We start from the raw sequence: 25,561 nt of genomic DNA on the forward strand, positions 1-25,561 counted from the left end.
ATGTACTCTTTAACAATCTGAAATATTCTAATTAACATAACCCATCATTATCAGTAGTCAATAATGAATAGAAATTTAGTTATGGGGGATTTTGATTCTTTAGGTTGATTGGCATGCGGAAACTTCCCTAACACTGTTTTTCTTTATAATAAGGAATACGTACAATAAATTCCGCACCATTTCCTTCCGTGCTCTTAACTTTAATTTCCCCTTGATGAAGATCTACTACTTTTTTTACAATCGCTAATCCTAAACCACTTCCTCCATACGCTCGATTTCGTGAAGAATCAGCTTTAAAAAACCGTTCAAATATATGTTGTTTTTGTTCTTCTGAAATACCAATTCCCGTATCATGAATACGTACTTCTACTAATTTCTCATGTTCTTTTAACTGAATTGTAATCGTGCCACCATTTGGCGTGAATTTAATGCTATTATGAATTAGGTTAATCCATACTTGACTCATACTTTCTTGGTCTGCAGTGAAAAGAACTTTCTCTAAATCGAGTTCCAACTCAATTCCTTTTTCATCCCAGAGCGGCTCACTATTTAACACAATCTGTTTCAACTGTTGATCTAATCGATAGGTAACTCTTTCTGGTAAATACTCTTCTGATTCTAAAAGTGTTAACTTTAATAAATTTTGACTCAATTTAGATAATCTCGTTGTTTCAGTTTCAATAATGGTAAGATAATGCTTCCTTTTTTCATCAGTAAGATTATCATCTTGTAGTGCCCGAGCAAATCCTTTTATAGATGTTAATGGTGACTGTATTTCGTGAGAAACATTCGATACAAACTCTTGTCTCATTTTCTCCATTGTATTTAGCTCATCTGTCATATCGTTAATACTTTTTACAAGCACTCCAATTTCTCCATCATACTTTTCTTCATTTCGTATTTTTACGGAGAAATCTCCTTTTGCAATTTTTTGTATCGGTTCAATGATCGTCCAAATCATCGCCTCTCGCTTCGGTCTCATTAATACTCCGATCAATACCCAAATAAGAACAATAAATACAAAGCCGACCATATCACTAATTAGAAAAGTAATAAAAGGCGATACGTTTATTTCAAGAGCTTTCATTACACTAGACGATACAAAAAAAGCTATTGACCAAATTATAGTAAGAAAAGTAAAGAGCGCTACTATCGCCCCCATTACTTTTAACATCTTCATCTTACTCATTCTTTCTCTTTGTCTCATTTACTTACCTCTAAGCGATACCCTAAGCCCCTTATCGTCCTTATATTAAACTTCGATAGCTCTTCTTGAAACTTTTCACGCAACCGATTAATATGAACGTCTAGCGTGCGTTCATTCCCTTCAAAATCATATCCCCATACGCCTTCTATTAATTGCTCTCGTGAACAAGTTCTTCCCGCTTTAGATCCTAATGTAAAGAGCAACTCAAATTCTTTTAGCGGCAGCGTCACCGTTTGTTCTCCAACTGTAACTTCAAATGTTTTACGATTTAAAAGTACCTTCCCCACTTGAATAGTTTGCGATACTGTAATTTGGTAACGTTTCAATAATGCCTTTACTCTTACAACTAATTCTAACGGATCAAATGGTTTTACAAGATAATCATCTGTTCCGAGGTGAAATCCTTTTACTTTTTGAGATGTTTCACCTTTAGCAGTTAACATAAGAATCGGCATATCATAGTATTTTCTTAATTCATAACATAAATCATACCCATCCATATTTGGCATCATTATATCAAGGATTACCATATCAACTTTTACTTCTTCTATTTTTTTTAGAGCATCCAGTCCATCAACTGCCTCATATGTTTGAAAACCTTCTCGTTCTATAAATACAGAAACGAGTTCTCTAATGTGCGGATCGTCATCTACAATTAATATTTTAGGTATCAAGGAATCATATCCTTTCTGCTTAACATACTTTTTACAACTCTCTAAAATCAACAATCAGTGAAGTTCGCCCTCACTGATTGTTTTCATTCTATAATGCACCTTCTTTAATTTTCAACTGCTGCGTTGCAAATTCACGGTACATGTCATGCGTTCGTAATAATTCGTCATGAGATCCACTACCTGTCAAATTTCCTTTTTCAATAAAGATAATTTTATCAGCATCTACTACGGTAGAAAGTCTATGTGCGATAACTAAAGTCGTTCTACCCTTCATTAAGTTATTTAACGCCTTCTGAACGACAGACTCTGATTTACTATCCAAACTTGAAGTTGCTTCATCTAACATAAGAATTTGCGGATTTCGAAGCAGTGCTCGAGCAATCGCAATTCGTTGTCTTTGTCCTCCAGAAAGCTTCACACCACGCTCTCCCACTTCTGTTGCATACCCTTTTGGTAAATCATGAATAAATGCATCAACATACGCCATCGCTGCTACTTTTTCGATTTCTTTATCAGTCACTTCACCTTCAACACCGTAACAAATATTATCACGAATCGTTCCATCAATTAACGGACTATCTTGTGAAACGTAACCAATTTGACGTCGCCATGACTGTAATGAATATGCTGTAATTGGTTCTTCCCCTAATTTAATAACACCTTTCGTTGGCTCATAAAAACGTTCTAACAATGAGAATAAAGTTGTTTTCCCGCTACCACTTGGCCCTACAATTGCCGTTACTTTTCCGGATTCAATCGTGAAATCGATATTTTTCAAGACTTTCTCTTCTTCGTTATACTCGAAATGAACATTTTCAATCACTATCGGCTGCTTTGCATTTGTAACTTTCACACCAGTTTCATGGTCTTCTACTTCATACTCTAAAATTGTATTAATTCTTTCAGTTGCACCAATCGCCTTTTGGAATTGCGTAAAGAACATAGATAACTGACTCATTGGCATTATAATTTGAACTAAATATAAAATAAACGCTACAAGTTCACCTGTTGTTAATGCACCACTAGAAACTCGCATTCCACCGTAGCCTACGATAATAACAAGTAATGCCATTAATACAAACGACATAACTGGTGAAATTAAAGCTTGCACCTTTCCTTCTTTCAAACCAAATTGCAATAGCTTTTCGATACCTTTATTACCAGTTTCATATTCTCTTTTTTCTGTATTTGAAGATTTCACTAAGCGAATTTCTGATAGTACTTGTGTTAATACACTAGTAAAAGAAGCCGTTTCATCTTGAAGTGCTTTTGAAATCTTATACATTTTTCGTCCAAGTGGAACTAAAATTAGTACCGATAACGGAATAACCGTTAAAAGTAAAATCGTCATTTTCCAGTCTAAAACAAATAATACAATTAATGATCCAATAATTGAGATACCGCCTGTTAATAAGTTTGACAAATGCTCAGAAATTAATGTTTTAACAACACCTGTATCATTTGTCATACGACTAATTGTATCTCCCGTTCTGTTTTGATCATAATAAGACACTGGTAAGATAAGTACCTTTTTCCATAATCGCTCCCTAAGTCCAGCCACAATTTTTTGCCCGATATAATTCAGTAAATAAATAGACAACCCTGCAGCAATTGTTTGCATAATAAAGAATGCAACTAATCCAATAATTTGTCCCGTACTAATTGATGAAATTGAAAAATTATCGACTAAACCTTTTGTTAACATTGGAATAAACAAACTCGCTCCAGTAGAAAGCAAACTCATTAATAAAGCGAAAATAAGAATGCCTTTCGGTGGATTTGTGTCTTGAATGAGACGTAAAAACTGCCTCCAATTCCCTTTTTTCTTTTCTGTATTCCTAACTTCCATTGTCTTTCATCTCCTCGTTATAAACAAAACTATTATTTCTAAAACTAGAATACGCTATAAATGTAAACTGAATGTAAACACACTTTTTCTATTTTTACAAAATATACATATAAACTCATCTTTACAACAAGTATAAATATCTGATATTATTACCAGGTACTTATTATTATTCTATGCGAATTATAGACTACGCATAGAAAATATATAACTAATTTTATCAATTAGCTAATTTAAAATACTATATAAATCTCCAGCATCGAAAGGAGTATCCTTTTTGCAAACAAATACACATTCCGAAAAGGAAACAATCATTTTTATTCATGGATTAGTTGGAAATCGTCGTGCCTTCAAAAAAGAGCATAAACGATTTTCTTCTTCCTACAACATTATAACTTATGACTTATTAGGTCACGGTGAAGATAAAGGAGAAGCTATTGAATTTTCATTGCAGCGGCTCGTAGATCAATTATTGAACTTGTATGAAAAAGAGGGTATTAAAGAGGCTCATATTTGCGCCCTAAGCTATGGCTGTTATATCTCTACGACATTTGCGCAAATGCACCCAGAAAAGGTATTAAGCATTTGTCATATTGGTGGACATTATAACAATCCTTCCCTTTTATATAACGTATTTCAAAAATTTTGGGAGAAGCGAGGAGATGAATATTCTACTTGGCTTTCTCAATATGCTAATACTATTTTTCCAAGTGGGATATTAAAAGCAAATCCGTTCGCTGTTATTTCACGAAATATTTATTATCGTTTCGGATTACAATTACACTCATCCATTATTGCTGAGTCATTACGACATCGCTTAGAATTCGACTTGAAATCTAAATTAAAAGCACTTCCCCATCCTATATTATGGGTAATGGGAGAACATGATCATCTCTATAAATCTTGTCTCTTTGATTTAAAGTCCATTCTTCCTAACGTTTTATATAAAGAGATCCCGTTGGCTGGACATGCAGCAAACTTATTTCGCCCCAACTACTTCCATGATTTATATGCTAAATTTTTGCATGGAAATTTGAAATAAATGCTACTCTATATTTCTAGTTTATATAACTATGAAAAAGGCTTCCCAAGTTTCCCTGGAAAGCCTTTTCTCTATACGAAAAGTAGTTTATAAACTACTTTTTCTTAGTATGCTTTTGTGTAACCTGTTAGGTGTTTAGACCAGTAAGAGTTATTAATTGAACTAATTCTTACACCAACACTTTCATTCTCTGCACTAATGAACTGACCGTTTCCTAAGTAAACACCCATGTGAGAAAGACCTGATTTATAAGTGTTAGAGAAGTATACTAAATCACCTGGTTGTGGATTGCTAGTTTTTGTTTTAGAGCTCCAGTATCCAGCAACTGTTTGACGATCGCCTGAATGACCAGTTTTATTTAATACGTAGTGAATGAATCCACTGCAGTCGAAACCAGCAGTAGTTTGACCACCAAATACATATGGTGAACCATTTAAAGATCTAGCGAATCCAGCGATTGAAGATGTATCTCCACCTGTTGGCGCTGTTGGTTTTTGTACTTGGTTTTGTCCTTGGTTCGTACCTTGGTTACCACCAGTAACTACATTGTTCACTCCGCCTTTTACAAACTTAACAAAGTCTGCACTTACGTAACCAGTGCGGCCGTTATGGTTAATTTTATACCAACCATTTTCAGCACCAGTAACGTTTAATACTGTACCATTTGTTACCCCACCAATTACAGGGTTATATGTAGCTGGACCTGTACGTACTTTTAAAGCACCTGTGTTAACAACATATGAACCACCAGTTTGAACTGTAGTAGTATTGTTGTTTGTAGTTGGTTGCTGTGTTTCGCTAGATACAGCTGAACCACCTTTTGTTACGAAGTCTTTACTTACGTATCCAGTTCCACCATTGAAGTTAATTTTAAACCAATCTTGAACTTCACCTACAACTTGAACTGTTTTACCTTTGTTTACAGAACCTAAAACAGTATGAGACGCGCTTGGGCCTGTACGTACGTTAAGTGAAGAAACGTTTACTGTATAAGTACCTGTTCCTTGTTGAACAGCAGTTCCTTTATTGCCACCAGTTGTTACGAAGTCCCCACTTACATAACCTGTTTGACCATTTACATTAACTTTGAACCAACCGTTTTCTTGTCCGATTACTTGTAGTACTTGACCTTCTTTTACTTTAGAAATAACGTTATGTCCTGTACCAGCACCTGAACGTACATTTAATACATCAGCTGTTACTGTGTATTTTAATTCAGAAGTTGTTTCTACATTTTTTGTTTCAGTTACAGTCGTTTGAGTTTGTGTTTGAGTTTGAGTTTGTCCATTAATTTCTTTTAGCGCATCATTTGAAACTTGTGCATGAGCAGAATCCATTCCAGGAACTGCTACGCCTGCTACAGACGCTGCTGCTAAACCTGCGATTACTTTTTTCATAAGTTGTCTTTACTTCCTTTCCCTACTATCCTCTTGAGAAAAACTATAAACTTAATACTTTACAATATTATCAAAGTAAAATATTCATCCAGTTCCATTTTTTAGCAAGAGTTTTATTTTTCACACGTCGTTCATTTTAAACGAATGAAGTGAATTCCGTGTGAACTTCATGTGAACTTTACCATTAAACAGTGTGTTTTTGCAACGATTTTTTCGAATTTCTTATGTATTACATCAAAATCCAATACCTTATTAGTTATTTTAATATAAAATTCACACTTTATATCAAACATAAAAATTTCATTAATCTAATGTAAATACACAATGGTTTTCTAGAAAGTTATTTTCATGAGGCATATTCTTATCATGACAAAAAATACTTCGTTTATCAATAGTATAATATTTTAAGAAAATTAATTTTCTATATTATCTATGATTTTAAACAAAGTGATAATTTGTAAGATTTCACACACAAAAATCCCGTCCCACTCGTGAGCATTCCAATTCCAAAAACACAATTGACTATTTGTTTTTTTTACTAACTATGGAATCATTAGGGATTAATTGATAAAATATGTATAGTCACATAAAAAGAGGAGTTACATTCGTGGAAAAAATTATAGACGATCACATAAATAATAATATCGAACTATACTATGCTCTTACGCGATTATTATCATTTACAACATTTAAAAAGGTAACAACTATTGAAACAAAGAAATACGAATTAAAAGAGCAGATGAAAATAATTCAGCATACAAGCTCATACCATGTATAAGAAGGTGAACAGATTATATCTCTGTTCACCTTCTATTTTTCATTTTATTTTATTTGTAAACTTTCACACGAGTTTCTAATGGCTGTGATTCCTTATCCCCTGCAGAGACCACTGGTTTACCAAATGGCATTTGCGCAATTAACTTCCAGCTTTCTGGTACATCCCATTCTTTTCTTACTTCATCATCAACTAACGGATTGTAATGTTGTAATGTAGCACCAAAACCTTCAATTTCTAATGCTGTCCAAATCGCAAATTGCAACATTCCTGAAGATTGTTGAGACCATGTAGGGAAATTGTCTTTGTATAACGCAAAGTTCTCTTGCAAACTTTCTACTACTTTACTATCTTCGAAATATAAAACTGTCCCATAGCCACTTTTAAATGCATTCATTTTCTCTTCAGTAGGGGCGAAATTATTTTCAGGTACAATTTTTCGTAACGTTTCTTTCGTAACATCCCATAATTTGTCGTGTTGTTCACCTAGTAATACAACAACTCTTGCACTTTGAGAATTAAAAGCCGAAGGTGTATGTTTCACAGCATGATAAATCACTTCTTGAATTCTTTCATCAGAAACTACTTGCTCTTTACTTATCGCATAAATAGATCTTCTGTCTTCAATTGCTGAGTAAAAATCTTTTGCCATCACAATTCCCTCCAAATTTTATTTGAGGCAGTATCATATGTACGAAGCATATAATGCGCCTTGAACTTATAAATAATAAGTTCTTAACTTAATATTATCAACAAACAAAAACAAACTCAAATGATATCCCTTAATTTTTCACTTCCTATACTCCAAAAAACAAAAAAACAGCTTATCGTCATCCAAATCAGGATTCAAATAAGCTGTCTGTATTTTTTATATAGCGACCTATATTATTCCTTCACTTAATTAACCAATTGAAACGCATAGGACATTAGCTTTTGAGTTTCTGTAAAACGTTTTGTTTTACCTTTTGTGCCCATCACAACTGTAATAATACGACTATCACCTTGTTTTGCAGTACCTGTAAAACAATATCCTGCGCTATCTGTAAATCCTGTTTTCAGTCCGTCCATTCCTTCTATATATAAACCTTTATTATTCTTGTTTAACATTTCATTTGTAGTTTTAACATTAATATTATTAAATGCTAACTGACTTTGACTTAAGTGCGTTACTTCTAATATCTCTGGATAATCTTTTATAAGATGATACGCTAATTTAGCTACGTCAGCTGCTGTCATTTTTGTTTCACTTCCATCTGGCTCCTGCAATCCGGAAGCATTCGCGAATTTTGCTTTATCTGACATTTCTAACTGCTTCGCTTTTTCATTCATTAGTTGGACGAAGTTTTTTTCTGTCTTAGCTATATGTTCTGCTAAAGCGACAGCCGAATTATTAGCCGACTCAATCATTAACGCATGGTATAAATCATTAACAGTTAATGTGTCATTAACTTGCACTGGAATTTTCGCACCCTCTGTTTGTGCCGCTTTCGCACTTATTTTCACTGGATCTTCCCAGCGAACTTTCCCATTATGTATACTCTCTAAAAGAAGATACGCCGTCATCATCTTAGACATACTAGCTGGCGCAAAAGCTTCATTTTCATTATATTGATAAATAATATCTCCATCACTCGCATCGATAATCATAGCTGCTTTTGCATCAATTTCCGGTGGTATGTACTTTTGTGGAACTACTTTGTCAGATAGTCCTGTTTTGGGTAGCTCTGCCACTTGTAAAGGCGGACCCTCTACATTTGTTCCACTCTTTTGAGCTCCTTGGAAAAAGAACCAACATATACCCAAAATAATTACTAGTAGGATTGTTACCTTTCCCCATTTTAACTGCTTCATTTCAAAACTCCTTTAGCAAACCTTTAATACATTCACATTTAACCATAACAACAATCACTTTATATCGTCAAGATTAAATAGCATAATTATTCATCTATAGCAATTATTATTTGAACGCCTTTTGCATATGTTACACTAAAAATAATCAAATTTAAGAATATTCAATAATAACACAAGACAAAAACACTATGAAATAGAAAGGATTGCTACAAATGATACTTCCAAAAACATTAAAATACGGTGATACAATTGGGATCTACTCCCCCTCTTCACCAATAACATATACTTCTCCAAAAAGGTTTGAGCGAGCGAAATTATACTTACAACAGAAAGGATTTCGCATACTAGAAGGCTCACTAACAGGTCAATATGATTTTTATCGTTCAGGGAGCATTCAAGAACGTTCAGAAGAACTAAATGAATTGATTAGAAATCCTAACGTTTCGTGTATCATGTCGACAATTGGAGGAATGAATTCCAATTCATTATTACCTTATATTGATTATGCCGCTTTTCAAAAGAATCCTAAAATAATGATTGGCTATTCAGACGCAACAGCGTTATTACTAGGAATTTATGCAAAAACAGGAATCCCTACATTTTATGGTCCAGCACTTGTTCCTTCTTTTGGTGAATTTGAGCCTTTCGTAGATTACACGTACAAATATTTTGCAGATACTTTAATAACTGATCAACCTCTTCCTTACAACATAAACCAGCCGTTATTTTGGTCAGATGAATTTATTAATTGGGAAGAAAAAACGAAGGAAAAAGAACTTCGACCGAACAATTGGATTTCAGTAATTGGCGGAAAAGCTACTGGACGGATTATTGGTGGGAACTTAAACACAATACAAGGTATTTGGGGTAGCCCGTACATGCCACATATTCAAGAAGGTGACATTCTATTTATTGAAGATAGCTCAAAAGATGCAGCTACTATTGAAAGAAGTTTTTCATTACTGAAGATTAACGGCGTATTTAATAAAGTTTCTGGTATCATTCTTGGAAAACATGAACAATTCGATGATTGTGGTACAAATCGAAAACCTTACGAAATACTACTAGAAGTACTACAAAACCAAGAGATTCCTATTCTAGCTGATTTCGATTGTTGTCATACTCATCCAATGATTACTATGCCAATAGGTATTCAAGTGGAGATGGATGCAACAAATAAAACGATACAAATTATAGAACAGTGGAAAATCTAAAGTACACTACCTCTATTCTCTTCAAAACGAAAGCTACGTATTGCCTTCTATTGTTTTACATTAGAAGACATGATACTATATATTTTGGAATGTGAAAGAATCAACAAAGACTATTTCAATATGCATTCTATATGAATAAGAAGCTATTGATTATATACTTCCACTTTAAATATATGTACTTATACGTAAAAGAGAGTGAATATATGAAACCTACTATTAAAAACTATGTATTTCTACATGTAGCCTTCTTGATATATTCTATCATTATGGTTTACATGAAATGGGCTGCGCAATTCCCTATTGCTTCAATCTCATTTTTCATTGCTTATTTCGGGCTCGTTGTACTTTTATTTGGATATGCAATTCTTTGGCAACAAGTAATTAAGCATTTTGAAATATCAAAAGCATATTCACACCGCGGAATTATTATACTATGGTCAATGCTTTGGTCAGTCTTCCTATTTGGAGATACGATACTGTGGAATCATTTACTTGGTGCAGCTATTATTATCGTCGGAATTGTGGTGGTGACAAAAGATGAATAGTTATATGTTATTATTGATTTTCGGGATAATTTTAGCCAATTACTCACAAATTTTATTAAAAAAGGCTACTTTACAACAATATGATTCTAGAATAAAAGAATATGTGAATCCTTATGTCATCATTGGCTACTCTTTATTTGTAATTAATGCCGGATTAAATGTGATTGCCTTAAAGGGGTTAGCATTAAAACAAGCATCTGCATTAGAATCTTTAAGTTACATCATCATATTAATTTTTGGCTGGTATTTCTTAGGGGAAAAAATAACAAAACGAAAAATCATCGGCAACATTATTATCGTCGTTGGTGTAATCGTTTATTGTATACAATAATAAAAAGATCCGTTTATTACAAACGGATCTTTTTATTATTGCCCTAAGTTTTGAATTTTATCTTTCAAATCACGAACTTGTTCTATCGTCTGCATGAGCTCAGAGTTTTTAAATTGCTCTACATCTATTTTCCCTTCCTCTACCTTTTTCATAGAGGCATCAATTAATGTATTTAACTTTTCATTATATCCGACAATTTGCTGGTGAAGATCCTTCGCTACATCTGGTGGTGTTAATTCATTAAAAGCTGGTATATCTTGTTTAATTTCACTAAGTTTCGTTTCCAATTCTTTTCGAGCTTCCCCATCATTAATAGCTTTTTCAGCTAATGCTGGTGCTTCATTTGCAAATGCACTTATTTTATTCACATAGTCTGTCGCCTTTTGAGCATAATCTATGGAGTTCTTCCCTTCCTCTACTAGCGAGCATCCCATTAAACCAATTGAAACTACAATTGAAAGTAAGATTGCTTTTGTAAACTTCATTTTTACCTCCTAAATACTTGTCATACTTTTATACATTTATAAACACATAGTTTTCTTCTTATACATTCTAGAGAAATCATTTTTCTCCTTTTCAACGTGTATTTCGTACGATATATAATTTTTTTACATTTCTACCTCGTGACTACCTTCATTTAAATATAAAAACAGACATACTTATTTTAAGTATATCTGTTTTCGGGGGCTCATCACTCATCTATCCTGCATCAACTGCGTGTAAAATCCCGATTGGTGCGGGAAACACCCTCCACCACTTTATCCTCTTACACGCCCTATTACCGTTACAATATCTATTTCTATATGTACACTAATAATATCTTCTATAATGTCGGTATATCCTTGTCCTAAAGGTGTTCCGTAATGTAATAAAATCTCCTTTTTTTCATACACTGACTTCGGTATTGTAAAAATAAATCTCCTCAAATTCCGTTCATCAGCAGGTTCCATAATTAAAATGATACCATCTTCTTCAAACATATAATCACGCCTTCCAACAATCCATTCACTATGGCTCAGTATTGCCTTGAAAGGCTAGGTTTTAAACACCCCTTCTCACAATATAAAGCTAAACTTTAATCATTACATACTCATCTCGCTACTACATCATATACAACGATGCCACGAATACGCGTAAAAAAACACAAACCTTGAACTATCAAGAATTTGTGTTTTTCTGCATTTCATTCTTATATACCTTTATCAAGCTCGTATAACCTACGATATTTCTCATTTTCTTTCAGTAACTGTTCATGACTACCTTGCATAGCGATTTGACCATCATCAAGGAAAATAACTTCATCAACATGTTCAATCCCTACTAAATGATGAGTGATCCATAGAACAGTCTTTTCTTCAGTTGCAGAAAACATCGTTTCTATTAAAGACAATTCCGTTTTAGGATCTAAACCGATAGTCGGCTCATCAAGTACAATGATTGGTGCTTCTTGCATAAGAGTTCTTGCAAAAGCTACCCTTTGCCTCTCCCCGCCAGAAAATCTCATACCCATTTCATGCATTTTTGTTTGTAATCCATCAGGAAGAGAAGCAATATGTGAAGCTAGTTGTGCTTTCTCTAGAGCCTTCCATATCTCTTCATCAGTAGCATCTGGTTTACCAATTCGCACATTATTTCCAATTGTCGTATCGAATAAATGTGGTTTTTGGTTTAATACAGAAATATATTTTGACAAAAGGTTCGTATGAGCTTGTTCACCATTCAATAGAACTTGGCCATTCACCGGACGTAGCGCACCAGTTAACAATTTTAATAAAGTAGATTTCCCTGTTCCACTTCTACCTAAAATAGCAATTTTCTTTCCTGCCTTTATGTGTAATGATACATCTTTTAATACAGGTTCATTACTATTCGGATAATTATACGATATATTATTCAGTTCAATATCTATATGTTTTTGTGCAACGTAATCTTTATCTCCAGGTAACTCATTTCCATCTTGCAGAACGCTATCACTTTCTACGCTATTAAGCCTATGAGCAGATTCTACATATGATGGAATTCGATCGATAGCATCCGATACAGGAATAAGCACATTTGTCACAGATAATGTCATTAATACGAAGGCTGCGATAACTGTAGGGGCAATCTGTTCACTTGCAGATTGATTTCCAGTCCACATAATCATTGAAATGACGACAATACCTACTATTAAATGAATGATACTGTCTCGAATATGGTACCAGCGTTTCACTCTTTTCTCTATCTTTAACAACTGAGCATTTTGCGCTACATACTCATTAATAAATTCATCTTTTCTACCACTTGCCTGCCAATCAGATAACCCAAATACAGCATCTGTCAGTTGCTGATACAAACGATTTCTTCCTCGTTTCAAAGTAACATGATGTCGTTTCATCAAGAGTAGCGATACGAACGGAATAAGAAAAACGATAACAGCTAACATACACCCTGCGATAAGTGCAAATACTACGTCAAATGCACCGATAACAAGAACGAAGATGCTATATACAACTAGTGCTAATATACTAGGGAATATCGTACGCAAATATAGGTTTTGTAAATGCTCTATATCCTCAGACAATACACCTAATACATCACCAGTTTGAAATCGCGAGCGAAAAAATAACGCCTGCGGTTCTACAATTTTATATAGTTTTGTCCTCATTTTTTCTAATATACGAAGGACGACATCATGCCCAACTAAACGCTCAACATAATGAAAGACAGCTTGCCCTATACTAAACGCACGCGTTGCAACGATTGGAACATATACAGCCATTACATTTTCTGGTCTGAGAGCAGATTTAGAAATTAAATAACCTGAAATGAAAAGTAACATCGCACCTGAACTAACTCCGAGAAGCCCGAGGAAAATAGTCAAAGTCATCCTACCTTTATTTTGCTTTATATAAGGTCTAATCCAGTTACTCATCTCTCTCCCCTCCCTTTCCCATGAAAATGTAATGACTCTTTATCTAAAAGCTCTTCATATGTTCCACTTTCTATTATCTTGCCTTTATTTAAAATAACAATATGATCCATCTGTTTCATCCAATGCAAACGATGTGTTGCAAGAAATACTAACTTACCTTTAAACAGACGTAACATCGCTTGTTTTATTTCACATTCAGTTTCAATATCAAGATGTGCCGTAGGCTCATCTAATAAAATGATTGGTTTATTACTCAAAAGTGCACGTGCCATCGCAACACGTTGTTCCTGTCCACCACTTAGCATACGCCCACCTTCTCCAATTCTTTCGTGCATCCCATTCGGAAGCGATGCAACAAGTGAACGAAGACCTACCTCATCTATAACTCTCTCAACTTCTTCATCAGTAATATTTGTTTCATAGAAACAAATATTATCTTTTAATGAAAGTGGAAAAATATAAGGTTGTTGCGGAATATAAGCAATGTTTTTTTGCCAACTATCACGAGTAGATGTATCAATTTCCACACCATTTATAATCATATTTCCATCGGACGGATGTAAGAATCCTGCTAACACATCTATTAACGTTGATTTCCCTGCTCCACTTTCGCCAATAATGCCAATCGCACCGTTCCCTTTCCAATTGAAATGAACCTCTTCTAATATGACCTTTTCAGATTCTTCATTATTAACTTTTATATTTTGTAATTTCATGCTGCTCAAAGAATTCCACGCTATATCTACATTTGATTCTTTCGATCCCCTAGCTTTTTGTTGTTTTACGATCTCTTCAATTTGCTCCATTGCAATTTGTCCATCTAATGTAGCATGATAGTTCGCTCCAACTTGCTTAATTGGTAAAAAATATTCGGGAGCTAAAATTAGAATAGTAAGAGCCGGCAATAAAAGAATCGTTCCGTCTATTAAACGAATACCTAAACCTACTGCTACAAAGGCAATTGATAAACTCGTAAAGAAATCTAGTGCAAAAGAAGAAAGAAAAGCAACTCGCAAAGTGCGAAGTGTTGCTTTTCTATATCTTTTACTTACTTTTTCAATTTTGCCTTCATGCTCCTGACTTTTCCCTAAATACTTTAATGTTTCTAATCCTTTTAGTGTATCTACAAAGTGATTTGAAAGAACACGATACGTATCATATTGGTTATCAGCCATTTTCTGCGCTGCTAATCCTAATAGAATCATAAATATAATAACGATCGGAATCGTTACAACTAAAATGATTCCAGACTCTATATCTAGTGTAAAAACATATAAAACAACAAGCGCCGGAACGATACAACTTCGAATCATTCGAGGGATCGTTAATTCAATATATGTTTTGAATTTCTCTATCCCTTCAATCGATAAGGTAACCAGATGACCGGTCCCGTTCGTTTGGACAAATCTCGGTCCTAATGTAAAATATGCTTCTATTAACTGTTTACGTAATGCCAATCCCGTTTTTTCAGCGAAACGCTCAACCAATATTTGTGATGTTCGCACTAATATTTGACGAGCTGCAAACGTGATTCCAAAATAAACAACTTCATTTAGTACAGCTTGCACTGTTTCTCCATTAAATAAAAAGGTAATCGCTCGTGCTAAAAAGACTGTCTGTGCAATAATACTACACGCCTCTAAAACACTAATAAAACTTAATGCTACATATAAAACTCGGCTACCAGGATACGATGGAAGTCCTCTTTTTCTTTTCATTAGTACTCCAAATCTTTTTCTGACTTAACAGGTTGTCTAAATACATAGAAACTCCATATTTGACTACCAATAACAAACGGTAAAATAGCAAGTGCAAAATAACTCATTAATTTTAATGCGTAAGGCCCTGATGCCGCATTATAAATTGTCAAATCATTCGCCGCTCCTAATGAACTAATCATGACACGCGGGAACATGCCGATAAACACACTCGCGCTTAATAAAATGATTGTTAAACTCGTCATAAAGAAAGCCCAACCATCTCTTCTTCTTTTATTTAATAACGCAGATACAAATAACGCTACGAAAGCTCCAATCGGAACCATTATCCATTCTGAACCATGTGCAACGAAAATATCTGTTTTCCATAACCCTACACCTGCAAAAACTAGAAGAATTATTAATGCAATAGGTGCGATTTTTGTTGCGGCAATACGTGCACGTTCTCGCAGTTTCCCTGTTGTGCGTATAGTAAGAAATTGCAAACCATGAACAATACATAGAAGAAGGAACATTACTCCTCCAAGTAACGCAAATGGATGAAGTAACTTCATGAATCCACCTACAACATTTTTACTTTCATCAATTGGTACACCTACCATAAAGTTTGCAATTGCAACTCCCCAAAGGATAGGCGGTAGCAGACTTCCAATAAACATGCCCCAATCCCAAAAACCTTTCCATTTATGATTCTCGATTTTCGCACGGAATTTAAAGGAAACACCTCTTATAATTAAAGCTAAAAGCATAAATACAAAAGGAATGTAAAACCCACTAAATAGAGTTGCATACCAGTGCGGGAATGCCGCGAACATAGCGCCACCAGCACAAACAAGCCACACTTCATTCGCGTGCCAAAATGGCCCAATTGTATTTAAGTAAATTCTTTTTTCTAAATCGTTCTTTCCTAAAAACCTTGAAACTATACCTACACCGAAATCGAAACCTTCAAGTACAAAGAAGCCTACAAATAAGATTGAGATAACTACAAACCACAATTCATTAAGAGATAACATAATCTTCCTCCTTATCAAATGGATCATGGCTTTGATAATCCTTTTTCGCTTTCTTATTCGCATGACCTTTAATGATACGAACGAATAAGTAAATAGTAATTCCTCCGATAATTAAATATAGTGATGTGAATGAAATAAGAGAGAATAATACTTCTCCAAATGTAACGTTTGGAGATACAGCATCTTTTGTTTTCATAACACCGAAGACAACCCAAGGTTGACGTCCCATTTCAGTCATAATCCACCCTACTGTATTACCGATAAACGGTAGTGCAATTGCATATACCATTATTTTTAAATACCAAGGTTTTTCAGTTAAGCGATCTTTTCTTGATAAAAACCATCCGTATGCTCCAAGAAGCAACATGAACGTTCCACTCATTACCATCGCTCTAAAACTCCAAAACATTGTGTGTACTGGTGGAATATAATCTCCAGGTCCATATTTTTCTTCATATTGCTTTTGAATTTGATTCATTCCTTCTACTTGACCACTAAATTTATCGTATGACAATAGACTTAGCATGTAAGGAATTTGAATTTCAAACGAATTTTCTTTCTTCTCTGTATCAATTTTCGCAAATACTGTAAATGGTGCTGGGTCCTCACTCGTATTCCATAATGCTTCAGCTGCAGCCATTTTCATCGGATGTGTCTTAATTAAATTTTGCGCTTGTGCATGACCGAAGAATAATACCAATGCTGTTGAAATCGTTCCAACAACGATAGAAACTCGGAAAGACTTCTTAAACACTTCAGTCTCTTGTTGTTTTGTAATTTTCCATGCACTGACACCAGCAATAAAGAATGCGCCTGTTGCAAGTGCCGCTGTAATTGTATGTGGGAATTGCACCCATAATTGTGGATTTTGAATAATTGCCAAGAAATCATTCATTTGTGCACGCCCATCTGCTGCCATTTCATATCCTACAGGAGCTTGCATAAATGCATTTGCAGTTAAAATCCAAAATGCTGATAACATTGTTCCAATTGAAAGGAGCCAAATACATAAAAGGTGAATTCGCTTAGGAAGTTTATCCTCACCGAATACCCATAAACCTAGGAATGTAGACTCAATGAAAAATGCTAATAAACCTTCAATTGCAAGTGATGGTCCGAAAACATCACCAACAAAACGTGAATACGTTGACCAGTTCATACCAAACTGAAATTCTTGTAAAATACCTGTTACAACTCCTACTGCGAAGTTAACAAGGAATATTTGTGTCCAAAACTTTGTCATCTTCTTATAAACTTCTTGTCCCTTTACCACATACAACGTTTGCATTAACGCGATGATAAAAGCTAAGCCAATAGATAGCGGAACGAAAAAGTAATGGAAAATCGTTGTAGATGCAAATTGTATTCGTGCCAATTCGAGCGTATCCATGCTAAACTCACTTCCTTCATAATTTTTATATCGTAATATCGATTGAATTGTATGAATTCACTTCATAATGAACAATCCAATCATTTGGAAATACAAAAGATAAATTCGTTTATGTACTTTTTGAAAATATAAATTGTCAGTTTTTTCGATAATTACAAAAGAACTTTTTTACACGATTTATCTTTTCACTATTTCTGTAGTGTTTTATTCGTTAATCGAATTGTATAATATACTCACATAATAAATTCAGCTGATTTTTGACGTATTATTGACATCATTTTGTCTGAAATATGTCATTTGTAATTTTTTTGAATTAGATTTTTCATATTATAAAAACGTATTTTTTAAACATAAAACAAACTCATTTATCAATAGAAATTACGTTTTTCTCTTCGTACACTTGACTTTCTCATGAAAAAATGTCCTCGAAACCACTCTCGAAAAACACTTGATTTTTGTCAAGAGAAAAATGCATTTCCAAAATTCAAACGAATAATATTGTTATTCACAAATAGAAAAAAACTTCCCTTTCCCTAGACAAAAAGTTCGTTTTTTTGTCATTTTTTCAAATTGTATTCAGTTTGAATTTATCCATCCCGCATTGAATATTAGCTCACGCCAATCGGGTGGCCACTAAATAACGGGATAAATATAAAAAAGTACCGAGAATAGATTATATTCTCGGTACTTTTATCATTATTTCGTTGTATATCTTCTAACAGCCGGCATAATTTCAGTAGCAATCAATTCAATGTTTTTCTCAATCTTATCAAATGGTACACCGCCAAAATCAATTTGTGCCATAAAACGTTGCTGTCCAAATAATTCATATTGGTAAAGCATTTTTTCAATTATTTGTTGCGGGCTACCTATCATTAACGCGTCACGGTAATCTACTGCATTTGTAAATTGTTGTTTTGGATACCCGCCACCACGTAGTGCAAGCATACCAGCATTAATATGAGGATAATATTCACTAAGGGCATCTTGTGAATTTTCTGCTGTATAAAATAAACTTGTAGTCGCAATTGGCAATGTTGCTGGATCAAAACCACTTTTTTCAGCAGCTTCACGATATGCATCAATTGAAACTTTAAAATTAACTGCTGGACCACCAAGTGTCGTAAGCATCATTGGTACACCCGCGTGTCCTGCCTTAATTGCACTAGCAGGTGGTCCCCCAACAGCACGCCAAATTGGCATATTGTTATTTTTAGCTCTCGGTATAATTACCGCATGCTCAAGTGGCGTTCTAAACTGCCCCTTCCATGTTACACTTTCTTCTTTATTTATTTTTAATAAAAGATCCATCTTCTCTTCAAATAATTCTTCATAATCATTTACATCGTAACCAAGTAAACTATATCCTCCAATACGAGATCCACGACCAGCAACGATTTCAGCACGACCATTAGAAATTAAATCAATTGTGGCAAAGTCTTCATATACACGCACCGGATCTGACGTACTTAATACTGTCGCAGAACTCGCAATCTTAATGTTTTTCGTAGCTTGTGCAATAGCCCCTAAAATAACTGTATGAGCCTGCGTTGTAAAATGTGCTTGATGACTTTCACCGATAGCAAACACATCAAGTCCTGCTTCATCCGCCAATTTACTTGTTTCAATTAATTCATGGATTCGCTTTTCCGCACTAACTTTCGAACCATTGTGCGGATTTAAAATATGATCCCCAATTGAATATAGTCCAAATTCAATTCCTTTACTTGTATCAATTCGATATTTTTCCATAGTTGCTCTCTCCCTTTTAATTAAGTGGTGCTAACTTCTCTTCTATTTCTTTTCTTCTCTCTTCTAAAAATGGTGGTAAATCAAGCCCTTTTCCTAATTCTTCAACTGCTGAATCTACAGTAAATCCTGGTCCATCCGTCGCAATCTCAAATAAAATTCCATTTGATTCACGGAAATATAAGCTTTTAAAATAAAAACGATCGATAATCCCTGTTGATTGAAACCCTTTATCTTTCACTGCTTCATTCCAATAACTCAGTTCTTCATCATTTTTCACACGAATAGCTAAATGATGAATACTTCCTTTGCCAGGTCTTTCGCTCTCTCCCTCTTGCTGTTTCACCAAAATTTCTCCAAAAGATTGGCCAGCGATAGATTGATAAATCCCCTCATCGTCTGAACGAGATACTTCTTTATAACCAAACAAATCTGTTAGTGTTTTTGATAATTTATTTAAACTGCGCACTGTCATTTCAACTGTTCCCATACCTAAAATACGATGATTTTTCTCTACAGAAGAATCATCCCATGCAGTCCAATATTCAGGCACTTCTTCACTTTTATTATTTAGTAGCACTAACCGTAAACCGTCCGGATCTTCAAAGTGCAGAGCATCACGACCCGCGTATGTTGTAATTTCTCCATGAGTCACTTGCAATGATTCAAAACGTTTCTTCCAAAATGTAAGACTCTCTGACGAAGGTACGAGTAAACCTATTTGTGTGATCGCATTTGTACCACGAACTGTTCTGCCTACATTCAGCATTTCAAAAAATGATAATTCAGTTCCTGCACTGCCTGTTAAATCACCATAAAACAAATGATACATAAAAGGATTATCTTGATTGACCGTCTTTTTCACCCGGCGTAGTCCTAATACATTTTGATAAAAGTCATTATTCGTTTGTGCATTTTTTGTCACCATTGAAATGTGGTGATGTCCTGGAATTGTATACATAATATTTCCTCCCCTAACTATCACTTGATTAGTCAATTGATAGTGTAAAAAAAATTACTCGTGTGGTAATTCTTTTTTTTCACTATGCTTATGAACTTTTGTCATTAACTCGTATAGTATTTTCTGTTCTTCTTCATTTAATACATCATCAAAAAATGACGATTGAAATGCAAGTTGCTCTGGTAGTGCTCTTTCTAATACCGCTTCACCCTTATCAGTAAGGCTAATCGTTTTCGTTTTCCATTCTTGTTTTCGTACAATATATCCTTCTTTTTCAAGGCGTGTTAACATTCGAGAAATACCACCTTGTGTAACTGTAACTTTCTCCGCTAACTCCATTTGTGTAAGTGGTTGATAAATCCGTATTTGCATAAGTACATCAAATTGAGCTGTCGTCAAATCAAAACGTTTCAAAAACTCATTTGACATCTGATTACTTTGGTTCGTAAATCGTATTAAACGTAACCAGATTAACGATCCTATCGTATTTTCACGCATGTTTTATCACTTCCTATCGTTCATCTCATTATCACTTTACTACTCAATTGATAAAAAAGCAAGTATAAAGATTTAAATATCAACAGCAATATATAATTATTTTTAACTTTTAATTTCATTCATTGCTATATTTAAAGCTGCCACAGCTTTTGGCCAACCAACGTAAAAAGCCATATGTGTTATTAACGCAATCATTTCATTTTCCGCAATCCCATGTTGTTTAGCTATCCGCAAATGAAATGGTAATTGTTCTGTATTACCAAGGCTAATCAGTGCCGACACTGTACATAAACTTCTTTCTCTTAATGTTAAAGTGGCATCCCGCCACACTTCTTCAAACAATATCTCTTCACTATAATGAACAAATGTAGGCGCCATTTCTCTCATTTTCTTTTGAATATAAAATTCAATTGGTTCATTCATCATTTTACTCCCCCTTCATTTTCACCAGTTGTGCCACTCCTTGACCAAATGACCAGTTTTCAGCAGCTGTCTCATTTAGTGTAATAAAAATATCAGCACCCTTTATGTTTGAACACTCAGAAATTTTAAAGGATATCGATTGGTACAACTCCCTTTTCTGCTTTATCGTTCTTCCTGGTCCACATGTAATAGAAACATGAATTATGTTTTCTGTTCTCTTTTCTTTTCGTTCTAGCAAATAATATGGATTATAAAAAAATTGGTTCGGTTGATAAGGTAAAAACATTTGAAAATAATCATTTTCAGGAATATTAAAATAGTCAATTAATGAAAGGTGAATACATTCACTTATCTTTTTCAACACTTCTTTATTTAATATATTTTCAGGATAATAAACGTTCACAAAAGGCATATATTCTCATTCCTTTTTTTATTTTGGCATTCAAGCAAATTTTATCGTGAAATGTGTAAAATCTCATAAATTGTAATGCCGTTCATTGCATTAATTTCAGGCTTCTCTTCATAAAAACTAAATTGACTATACCCCCATTTATCTGGATTATAAACTACTATACTTCCTAAACACTTTTCTGTGTTTTGTACATTTTGGTTCATTGTGTTTAATTGAATTCCAATCAATGATTTACTTTGAGAGATACTTCCTGCATATTCAACAACATATCTACTCTTCTTAAAATCATCACTTAGATTAACAACTAAAGGAACACCAATATTAATTTGTTGCCATCCAAATGAGTCTAAAATATTGTCGTAATAACCATCAAAGATAAATCTATTCATCCCTTCATGGTTATTCCATATATATAATGGAGCGTAACAATTAAATAAATTTTCATTTCCCCCTGCTTCAGTAATTAAATATGCTTTAAAATTTAGGTCTTGAAAATCGTCTGTTTTATACCCATTATTTTTTACCCTTTGTCTAATTATCCCCATATCATAATCTTTTGGCAAAATGACCTTATATTGCATCCCAATCATGTTTATCACTCACTTTCGATATTATATACATAATGATAAATCGATGTTGGATCGGTGTAAAATAGGTATAAATTATGCTTGGTATCATTTATAATGATACCAAATGAGGGGTTGAAATGAATGGAAATAAATGATCTTATCATATTTAAGACTGTAGCTAATGAAGGCTCTATTAGTAAAGCTGCTAAAGAGTTAGGTTATGTGCAACCAAATGTAACTGAGCGAATCAAAAAATTAGAACAAGAATTAGAAACACCTTTACTACATAGAGATAACAAGGGGGTTTCACTGCTACCTTCAGGTGACATTTTGTTAGATTATACGAATAAAATATTGAATTTATTAGAGGAAGCTAAAAATGAAATTAAAACGAACACTTCTTACCGAATAGCGACGTCACAATCTATTTTAGCTAGTTATTTGAGTGTACGTATTAAAGAAAATTTCAGAAATTATCAAGTATATATAGAAAGTAGTAGCCATCTCCAAAAACTGTTACACAAAGTTGATATGGTCATAACTTATGAGGATAATCTAGATTCAACCTTTAACAAAGTATTCAGTACAACAATTTCTATTGGCTTATTAAAAGCAAAAGAAAAGTGTAAAGTCGACTATTCAAAGGAACTATTTTTCGTTAGTAACGATACGAAGTGCCCCTTTAGAAATCGGACAATACAATTTCTAAAAGAAAACAATCTATCTCAGCGTCAACTTCAACAGTTAGATTCTTATTCACTTATTGAAGAATTTATTGCTGAAGGAAATGGTATAGCTTTTTTACCGATTAAAAATGATAAATTAGCACCAATTGAAGATGTGGCGATTGAAAAATTATCTATTAACTTCTTTACAGCTCAAGACTTAGAAAAAGAGATTCCAGGTGAACTTTTTAACAAATAAGGCCGTTATACTTGTTATATTTTTTCGGCAAATCGATATTCCTTGTCGAATCGCTGATATATTTCGAGTTGCGGTCGATATATTCGAAAAATCGCCGATATAATTTCATTTACTATCGTACAGCTCAACAAAATAAAAAGAGATGTTACCTAGTTAAAAAGTTCAACTACTAGGACATCCCTTTTCATCTTGGAGACTTGCCTCATTATCCATACATTTCATTAGACTTTACACGTTCTGCTCCACCCCGGTGCTTTTCTCCTTCTTATTTCTTTTTAAATTCTTCAACTTCTTAAACGTTCCAACTAATCCTTTCGGAAAAACTAGAAGCACGATAATATACAACAAGCCAAGAATAATCGTCCATCGTTCAAAAATCGGATACTCAGTCGCTAGTTCTGATAAATAATATTTCAGTGATTCAATAATCCCAGCTCCAGCAATGGCTCCGATTAACGTTCCAACTCCTCCGATCATTGTCATCAATAATGCATTTAGCGTCATATCAATTGAAAATACCGTCGTATTTACAAAACGCAATGTGATAACGAATAATCCTCCGCTAATCGCAGCTACTATCCCTGCCACTACACTCGCGATAATTTTATAATGAAGAACTTTATACCCAAGTGCTTCAACACGTTGTTCATTTTGTGAAATTGCCTTTAATACTTTTCCAATAGAAGATTTTGTGAACAATCGTAACAAAATAAATATAGCAATTAAACATATAAGTGTTACGTAATAATACGTAAAACGATCACGGAATATATCTGGTACACCAAATGTAAATCCATCTCCTCCATGAGTCAGTGAACGCCATTTTTCAGCAAGTACAAAAAACAATTGGGAAATAGCGAGCGTTAACATTGCATAAAAATGACTTTTCAAACGTAACGAAAGCAAACCGATTATATAGCTTACAATAGCTGAAATAATTACAGCGGCCGCTATTCCTATAAAAAAGTTCGTTATCGATACCCCTTGCCGATCAAATAATAGTGCTACCCCATATGCTCCTATACCAAAGAACATGCAATGACCAAATGAAACAATACCTGTATATCCAAGCAGAACATCAAAACTCATAGCGAAAATAGCAAAGATGAAGATTTGAGTGAACAAAATTAACAAGCTCCGTGAATCATTTACGAACGGAAATACACTTAAACAAATGAACATAAATAATCCAAAGTATACTTTGATTCGATCCGATGTGCTGTTCACCATTTCACCCCTTTTCACCAACGAGCCCCGTTGGCTTCACTATCAAGAAAAATAGTAACATTAACATATTGATTGCAAGCGATAAATCTGGCATAAAATACGCTGTAAAAGCTCCGGCTAAACCGACGATTAAAGAAGCTATCGCCGAACCTTGTACACTACCTAATCCTCCAATGATAACTACTATAAAAGCTAAAATTGCGTACTGCATGCCCATCTCAGCGAAAATAACGCCTGAATATGGTGCAAGTAGGAAACCACCTAACGCAGCCATCCCCGCTCCTAATAAAAAGACAAACGAGAATATCGCTTTTACGTTAATACCAAGGGCCTGAACCATCTCTTTATCCATTACACCAGCGCGAATCATTAGTCCTATCTTTGTTTTTTTCAGCAGTAATAGTAAAGTAATGTAAATTAGTATCCCAACTAAAATGACGAATAGGCGATATTTAATTAGTATAACGCCTCCAAATGTAAAACTTCCTTGTAACCATAACGGTAATTTTGCCCCAATGGGATTTGGTCCCCAAAATATTTTGATGCACTCGCTAAGAACGAGCATTCCTCCGAGCGTAACGAGAAGCTGCCGAACATGGTTTCCATACACTGGCCTGATAAGAAATCTTTCTAAAATGAAACCGAGAAACATCCCCATAGCGACTGCTCCAATTAGCGCTAATAAATAACTCCCTGTCATATTGAATAACCAAACGCCTGTAAATGCTCCCCATGCAAATAAACCGCCATGTGCAAAATTCAGTACGCTCATTAAACCGAAAATAAGTGATAGACCAGACGCTAATAAAAAAATAAGCATCCCTGTCGAAACGCCGTTTACAAATAAGTTAATTAGCACATCCACGTTCTATCCCCCC

25 protein-coding genes are annotated in these 25,561 nt (G+C 34.3%); 5 read left to right on the plus strand and 20 right to left on the minus strand.

The annotated features are described in order from the left end of the window. Window positions 1-127: 127 nt before the first annotated feature. From hitS to ACTFQM_RS05670, 3 genes are all read right to left on the minus strand, one after another. Window positions 128-1,207: an envelope stress sensor histidine kinase HitS gene (gene hitS / locus ACTFQM_RS05660; protein ID WP_440033709.1), complete on the minus strand. Its 1,080-nt coding sequence runs from the start codon at window positions 1,205-1,207 to the stop codon at window positions 128-130. After that, a complete protein-coding gene (hitR, locus tag ACTFQM_RS05665) occupies window positions 1,204-1,881 on the minus strand; it encodes an envelope stress response regulator transcription factor HitR (protein WP_440033710.1) in 678 nt (225 codons plus the stop codon). Before hitR ends, hitS begins: the two co-directional genes overlap by 4 nt. Before the next feature lie 88 nt (window positions 1,882-1,969). Beyond that, a complete protein-coding gene (locus ACTFQM_RS05670; RefSeq protein WP_440033711.1) occupies window positions 1,970-3,730 on the minus strand; it encodes an ABC transporter ATP-binding protein in 1,761 nt (586 codons plus the stop codon). Window positions 3,731-4,004: 274 nt separating this feature from the next. Between ACTFQM_RS05670 and ACTFQM_RS05675 the strand changes: the two genes are divergently transcribed. After that, on the plus strand, window positions 4,005-4,769 hold the full coding sequence (locus ACTFQM_RS05675) for an alpha/beta fold hydrolase (RefSeq protein WP_327908919.1): 765 nt from the start codon (window positions 4,005-4,007) through the stop codon (window positions 4,767-4,769). A 104-nt stretch (window positions 4,770-4,873) separates the two neighbouring features. Here ACTFQM_RS05675 and entFM read toward each other — a convergent pair whose 3' ends face one another. From entFM to ACTFQM_RS05690, 3 genes are all read right to left on the minus strand, one after another. Beyond that, complete coding sequence (gene entFM, locus ACTFQM_RS05680; RefSeq protein ID WP_440033712.1) at window positions 4,874-6,166, minus strand: enterotoxin EntFM; 1,293 nt, start codon at window positions 6,164-6,166, stop codon at window positions 4,874-4,876. A gap of 827 nt (window positions 6,167-6,993) precedes the next feature. Beyond that, window positions 6,994-7,593, minus strand: coding sequence for a nitroreductase family protein (locus tag ACTFQM_RS05685; protein ID WP_002171451.1), 600 nt, complete (start codon window positions 7,591-7,593; stop codon window positions 6,994-6,996). A 245-nt stretch (window positions 7,594-7,838) separates the two neighbouring features. Next, window positions 7,839-8,792, minus strand: a complete 954-nt coding sequence (locus ACTFQM_RS05690) for a D-alanyl-D-alanine carboxypeptidase family protein (RefSeq protein ID WP_440033713.1) — start codon at window positions 8,790-8,792, stop codon at window positions 7,839-7,841. Between the two features lie 212 nt (window positions 8,793-9,004). Here ACTFQM_RS05690 and ACTFQM_RS05695 point away from each other — a divergent pair, with 212 nt between their 5' ends. From ACTFQM_RS05695 to ACTFQM_RS05705, 3 genes are all read left to right on the plus strand, one after another. Continuing rightward, a complete protein-coding gene (locus ACTFQM_RS05695) occupies window positions 9,005-10,006 on the plus strand; it encodes a S66 family peptidase (RefSeq protein WP_440033714.1) in 1,002 nt (333 codons plus the stop codon). Window positions 10,007-10,209: 203 nt separating this feature from the next. After that, a complete protein-coding gene (locus ACTFQM_RS05700; RefSeq protein WP_025150004.1) occupies window positions 10,210-10,551 on the plus strand; it encodes an EamA family transporter in 342 nt (113 codons plus the stop codon). Beyond that, window positions 10,544-10,882 (plus strand): EamA family transporter, encoded by a 339-nt coding sequence (locus ACTFQM_RS05705; protein ID WP_025150005.1) that lies wholly within the window; start codon window positions 10,544-10,546, stop codon window positions 10,880-10,882. Before ACTFQM_RS05700 ends, ACTFQM_RS05705 begins: the two co-directional genes overlap by 8 nt. Window positions 10,883-10,917: 35 nt before the next feature. On the opposite strand, the gene ACTFQM_RS05710 is transcribed toward ACTFQM_RS05705, so the two are convergent. From ACTFQM_RS05710 to ACTFQM_RS05765, 12 genes are all read right to left on the minus strand, one after another. Beyond that, window positions 10,918-11,367: a DUF6376 family protein gene (locus tag ACTFQM_RS05710; RefSeq protein WP_048372763.1), complete on the minus strand. Its 450-nt coding sequence runs from the start codon at window positions 11,365-11,367 to the stop codon at window positions 10,918-10,920. A 273-nt stretch (window positions 11,368-11,640) separates the two neighbouring features. Continuing rightward, window positions 11,641-11,862, minus strand: a complete 222-nt coding sequence (locus ACTFQM_RS05715) for a hypothetical protein (protein ID WP_328052974.1) — start codon at window positions 11,860-11,862, stop codon at window positions 11,641-11,643. A gap of 209 nt (window positions 11,863-12,071) precedes the next feature. Next, window positions 12,072-13,796 carry a thiol reductant ABC exporter subunit CydC gene (cydC, locus tag ACTFQM_RS05720; RefSeq protein ID WP_440033715.1) on the minus strand — a complete coding sequence of 575 codons (1,725 nt, stop codon included), beginning with the start codon at window positions 13,794-13,796 and terminating at the stop codon, window positions 12,072-12,074. Beyond that, complete coding sequence (cydD, locus tag ACTFQM_RS05725) at window positions 13,793-15,514, minus strand: thiol reductant ABC exporter subunit CydD (RefSeq protein ID WP_440033716.1); 1,722 nt, start codon at window positions 15,512-15,514, stop codon at window positions 13,793-13,795. The genes cydC and cydD overlap by 4 nt, the downstream gene beginning before the upstream one ends. After that, the gene (gene cydB / locus ACTFQM_RS05730) at window positions 15,514-16,530 is read right to left on the minus strand and encodes a cytochrome d ubiquinol oxidase subunit II (RefSeq protein ID WP_440033717.1); all 1,017 of its coding nucleotides are present in this window, start codon (window positions 16,528-16,530) and stop codon (window positions 15,514-15,516) included. The genes cydD and cydB overlap by 1 nt, the downstream gene beginning before the upstream one ends. Then, complete coding sequence (gene cydA, locus ACTFQM_RS05735) at window positions 16,517-17,920, minus strand: cytochrome ubiquinol oxidase subunit I (protein ID WP_002171439.1); 1,404 nt, start codon at window positions 17,918-17,920, stop codon at window positions 16,517-16,519. Before cydA ends, cydB begins: the two co-directional genes overlap by 14 nt. 696 nt (window positions 17,921-18,616) lie before the next feature. Beyond that, on the minus strand, window positions 18,617-19,672 hold the full coding sequence (locus ACTFQM_RS05740) for an LLM class flavin-dependent oxidoreductase (protein WP_098305249.1): 1,056 nt from the start codon (window positions 19,670-19,672) through the stop codon (window positions 18,617-18,619). Between the two features lie 16 nt (window positions 19,673-19,688). Beyond that, a complete protein-coding gene (locus tag ACTFQM_RS05745; protein ID WP_440033718.1) occupies window positions 19,689-20,630 on the minus strand; it encodes a ring-cleaving dioxygenase in 942 nt (313 codons plus the stop codon). 54 nt (window positions 20,631-20,684) lie between these two features. Beyond that, window positions 20,685-21,128, minus strand: coding sequence for a MarR family winged helix-turn-helix transcriptional regulator (locus ACTFQM_RS05750; protein ID WP_242271991.1), 444 nt, complete (start codon window positions 21,126-21,128; stop codon window positions 20,685-20,687). 102 nt (window positions 21,129-21,230) lie between these two features. After that, window positions 21,231-21,554 carry a carboxymuconolactone decarboxylase family protein gene (locus tag ACTFQM_RS05755; RefSeq protein WP_440033719.1) on the minus strand — a complete coding sequence of 108 codons (324 nt, stop codon included), beginning with the start codon at window positions 21,552-21,554 and terminating at the stop codon, window positions 21,231-21,233. Window position 21,555: 1 nt separating this feature from the next. Then, complete coding sequence (locus ACTFQM_RS05760) at window positions 21,556-21,963, minus strand: tautomerase family protein (protein ID WP_048372781.1); 408 nt, start codon at window positions 21,961-21,963, stop codon at window positions 21,556-21,558. Between the two features lie 41 nt (window positions 21,964-22,004). Further along, window positions 22,005-22,553: a DUF4865 family protein gene (locus ACTFQM_RS05765; protein WP_440033720.1), complete on the minus strand. Its 549-nt coding sequence runs from the start codon at window positions 22,551-22,553 to the stop codon at window positions 22,005-22,007. Between the two features lie 120 nt (window positions 22,554-22,673). Between ACTFQM_RS05765 and ACTFQM_RS05770 the strand changes: the two genes are divergently transcribed. Further along, entirely contained in the window at window positions 22,674-23,456 is a 783-nt protein-coding gene (locus ACTFQM_RS05770) for a LysR family transcriptional regulator (RefSeq protein ID WP_071720620.1), read from the plus strand. A gap of 228 nt (window positions 23,457-23,684) precedes the next feature. Here the strand turns inward: ACTFQM_RS05770 and ACTFQM_RS05775 are convergent, their stop codons facing one another. Continuing rightward, entirely contained in the window at window positions 23,685-24,638 is a 954-nt protein-coding gene (locus tag ACTFQM_RS05775; RefSeq protein ID WP_440034390.1) for a branched-chain amino acid ABC transporter permease, read from the minus strand. A 49-nt stretch (window positions 24,639-24,687) separates the two neighbouring features. Then, window positions 24,688-25,548, minus strand: coding sequence for a branched-chain amino acid ABC transporter permease (locus ACTFQM_RS05780; RefSeq protein ID WP_440033721.1), 861 nt, complete (start codon window positions 25,546-25,548; stop codon window positions 24,688-24,690). Between the last annotated feature and the right edge of the window lie 13 nt (window positions 25,549-25,561).

It is taken from the genome of Bacillus cereus group sp. MYBK30-2, assembly GCF_051915945.1.
Lineage (GTDB): Bacteria > Bacillota > Bacilli > Bacillales > Bacillaceae_G > Bacillus_A > Bacillus_A paramycoides.